2 protein-coding genes and 1 pseudogene are annotated in these 3,883 nt (G+C 68.8%); all 3 read left to right on the top strand.

Features of this window, described 5'->3' with window-relative positions; translation table 11 throughout:
* The first annotated feature begins 111 nt into the window (after window positions 1–111).
* A complete protein-coding gene (locus NFT33_RS16095; RefSeq protein ID WP_251676868.1) occupies window positions 112–483 on the top strand; it encodes a hypothetical protein in 372 nt (123 codons plus the stop codon).
* A 47-nt stretch (window positions 484–530) separates the two neighbouring features.
* Window positions 531–2,162: a polysaccharide biosynthesis/export family protein gene (locus NFT33_RS16090; protein ID WP_251676866.1), complete on the top strand. Its 1,632-nt coding sequence runs from the start codon at window positions 531–533 to the stop codon at window positions 2,160–2,162.
* 20 nt (window positions 2,163–2,182) lie between these two features.
* Window positions 2,183–3,883: pseudogene (locus NFT33_RS16085) on the top strand (hypothetical protein); the annotation flags it as partial.

Below are 3,883 nucleotides of genomic sequence, written 5' to 3'. Positions count from 1 at the left end.
GCTACGAGCAGCAGCACGCACCCGCCCACTGAAATTCACAACCCACCCCTTATCGGACTGTCCGAAAAAACTTGACCACGACACTACCTGAATCCGGATGCGGCCGAACTGGTGACGCTGCGCGCACAGGTCGCGGCGCTGCGGCTGCAGATCGAGCGCGAGTCGCGCCTGGCCACCCGCGCGGGCCGCCAGCCCGACAGCGCGCAGGCACTGCACCGCCTCGCCGCCGAGTTCCACGAGCTCAAGGCCCGCCATGCGCTGGCCGAGGCGCGCCAGCGCAGCGCGCTCGGCTCGGTCGAGGCGATGCGCATCGAGGCCGGCCGCAAGGTCCGCAACCTGGTCGTGATCGAGCCCCCCACCCGGCCCGAGCGCGCCGAGTATCCGCATGCCGCCGCCAGCCTGCTGACGCTGCTGCTGAGCTGCGTGGTGCTCTACGGCATCGTGCGCCTGACGGTGGCCACCGTCCAGGAACACCGGGACTGACCGGCCTGACCGGGTCTGACCGAAACAGCACCGCCAGCGAGAAGCCCATGAACCGCAATCTCCTGCCTGTCACCCTGCCCGCGCTGCTGGTCACGATGACGCTGCTGCTGCTGACGCCGCCGGGCGCCGGCGCGCAGACGCCCGCACCCGCGCCATCCGCCACATCGACGCCACCGCAGCCGACCGCCGCCGGCTGCGCGCCGGTCTTCGGCAGCCAGCTCTTCGGCGGGCGCTTCGCGCAGCAGTCGCTCGGCGGCTTCAATCCGGACTACCGCATCGCGCCGGGCGATCGGGTGACGCTGCGGCTGTGGGGCGCCTTCAGCCTCGACGCGACCCAGGCGGTCGATCCGCGCGGCCATCTCTTCCTGCCGAGCATCGGCCCGGTGCGGGTGCAGGGCGTGCGCAATGCCGAGCTGGACGCGGTGGTGCGCGAGCAGGTCCGGCGCACCTACCGCGCCAATGTGCACAGCTATGCCAGCCTGGAGGCGGCGCAGCCGGTCAAGGTCTATGTGACCGGCTTCGTGCGCCAGCCCGGCCTGTATGGCGGACTGTCGTCGGACTCGGTGCTGCGCTACCTCGATCTGGCCGGCGGGATCGATCCGGAGCGCGGCAGCTTCCTGGCGGTCGAGCTGCTGCGCGCCGGCGAGCTGCGCGGGCGCATCGATCTCTACCGCTTCCTGCTCGAGGGCCGCATCGAGCCGCTGCAGCTGCAGGACGGCGACACGCTGCTGGTGGCACCGCGCCGCGCCAGCGTGAAGGTCAGCGGCGAGGCGGCCAACGCCTGCGCCTTCGAGTTCGACGGCCCACGCCTGCACGGTGCGGCGCTGATGGCGCTGGCCCGCCCGCGCCCCGGCGCGACCCACATGGCGGTGGTGCGCCAGCGCGGCCCCGAGCGCCGCAGCGAATATCACCCGCTGGCCGAGGCCGGCGCGGTGCTGCTGGACGACGGCGACGAGGTCAGCTTCACCGCCGACCGCATGCCCGGGACCATCCTGGTGCGCATCGAGGGCGCGCACCGCGGCGAGCGCACCGTCGTGCTGCCCTACGGCGCGCGGCTGTCGGACGCGCTGGCACGGCTGCGGCCGGCGCCGCTGGCCGATCTGGCCGCGCTGCAGCTGCAGCGCCGCTCGATCGCGCAGCGCCAGAAGGAGATGCTCGGCCAGGCACTCGACCGGCTGGAGGCGCAGGCCCTGACCGCCCGCTCGGCCACCAACGAGGAGGCCCAGCTGCGCGGCCGCGAGGCCGAGCTGGTGCTGCAGTTCACGGGCCGCGCCCGCCAGATCGAGCCGCGCGGCCAGCTGGTGCTGCCCGACCCGACCCGCGCCGGCGACACCCCGCTGGAGGACGGCGACACCCTGTTCGTGCCCGAGCGCTCGGCCCAGGTGGCGGTGCATGGCGAGGTGCTGTTCCCGATGGCCATCGGCCACGACCCGGCACGCCGCGTCGACGACTACCTCCGCCTGGCCGGCGGCCCGTCCCAGCAGGCCGACACCAGCCGGGTGCTGCTGCTCAGGCGCAACGGCACCGTCGTCGAGTCCCGCGGCGACATCGTCCCGGAGCCCGGCGACGAGCTGATGGTGCTGCCCAGGGCCGAGACCAAGCGGGTCGAGGTGGCGCGCGGCATCACGCAGGTGCTCTACCAGATCGCGGTGGTGGCGAAGGTGGCGCTGGGGCTGTGAAGCGAATAAGGATGTAGACCATGAAGACCCTGTTCTGGATTCCCCCATGGTTCGCCCACGGCGATCCATTCTTCTTTCAAAACTGCCTGCGCAAGCATCTGATTCCCCAAGCCAATATCCTGGCGGGGGTGGGCTTCCAGGTCGATCTCGTCCTGCCCGAGCTTATGGCGGGCGCCCGCGCACTGATCGATTCCCGGATCCGGGTGATCGATCTGGATGCGGCCGCCTGCCTCACGCTGGGCGCAGGTCGAGCCGACCCCAGCGTCACGCTTTACCAGCAGCCCGAGCACGGGCTCACGCAGCACATTCAGGCAGGCCTCCGATCGATGCTGGCCGAAGCCTATGACTGCATCCTGCTGTGGGAAACGCCGGTGCCTTTCCTGGAGCGCATGTATCCGGATACGCTGATCGTCCACCAGATGCCAGGCGCCTTCAGCCGAGCGCCTTATCCGCATACGGTGACCTTTGACCCCCAGGGGCTGTTTCGCCACGGCACGCTCTTCACTGAAGCTGACACGATCCGCAACCAGCCTTCCGGCAGCGAAATCCGGGAGCTGGTCGAGACCTTCAAGCAGATCTCGCGCAGCACGATGGCAGAGCTGCAGCCCTTCAGGCGACGGGATCTTGACGCTTCGGGCCGTTGGAAATCCCTGCAACTGGTGCCACTGCAGGTCTCGGCTCACTACGCCTTCATGGCGGACACAGGCTTCGGCAGCCAAGCCGAATTCCTGCTGCATGTACTGAACCGCGCCGACCCCGAGGCCGGTCTGGTGGTCACGCAGTACATCACCCCCAAGATCCAGGATGCCATCCTGACCCCGGAGCTGAGCACTCAGCTGCGCTCCAGATGGCCCAACCTGATCCATCGCCCGGAATTCGATCGCATTCCCGGAATTTCTCAATACCTGACCAGCCTGGTCGACGAGGTCGTGACCTGCTCGTCATCCGTCGCGCTGCAGGCGATGGTCTGGCATCGACGCCTGCGGGTCATCCAGCCGACCTTCCTGGCTCCGCACGCCAGCGGCACCGAGCCCTTCGATGTGCTGCAGCGCGAACAGGATGCGACGCTCGGCTTCATGCTGGGCCGGCATCAGGTGCTGGCTCGCCGCGTCGTCGAGGACGCCGGTTTCCTGACAGCTCTGCTGGAGGAACTGGTCGCGCGTCGACGTGCCGGTCGGACCGGCATCGACGCCCTGGTGCCCTTCCATCAAATCGACCCGGATTACAACCAGGATCTGATGGTCCGCTTCAACGCGGGCCGGGCCGCCAAGGATCTGGGCGGCGGCAACGAATCCTTCGCCGCGTCGCACCGGGAGCGGAGCCGCTTCACGAAAGCCTGTGCAGAGCCAGGGATCAAGGCCATCTCCTTCGATGTCTTCGACACCTTGTTGCGCCGCCCCACCGAGACCCCCGCAGACCTCTATCGCTTTCTGGATCCCGCAGCAGCCCGGGTGGCGGATGGACGCGTCGAGGACTTCTCCCGCATCCGGCTCCAGGCCGAGCTGCAGGTGCGCGAAAGCAGCACGCAGGGGGAGATCACGCTGGAGGAGATCTACGGCCACATCGGCAGCCAGTACGGACTCGATGCGGTCACGCTGCAACGGCTGCAAGACCTGGAAATCTCGACCGAGCTGCAATTGTCGTGGTCAAGTTTTTTCGGACAGTCCGATAAGGGGTGGGTTGTGAATTTCAGTGGGCGGGTGCGTGCTGCTGCTCGTAGC

The sequence above is a fragment of the Sphaerotilus sp. FB-3 genome, from assembly GCF_023706025.1.
Taxonomy (GTDB): domain Bacteria; phylum Pseudomonadota; class Gammaproteobacteria; order Burkholderiales; family Burkholderiaceae_C; genus Sphaerotilus; species Sphaerotilus sulfidivorans.
Note: the sequence above shows the minus strand (reverse complement) of the source record. Positions and strands in the feature narration are given on the sequence as shown.

Excerpts from the sequence above, each read along its gene's own strand:
- NFT33_RS16090 (WP_251676866.1), top strand. The coding sequence starts at position 531 with ATGAACCGCAATCTCCTGCCTGTCACCCTGCCCGCGCTGCTGGTCACG.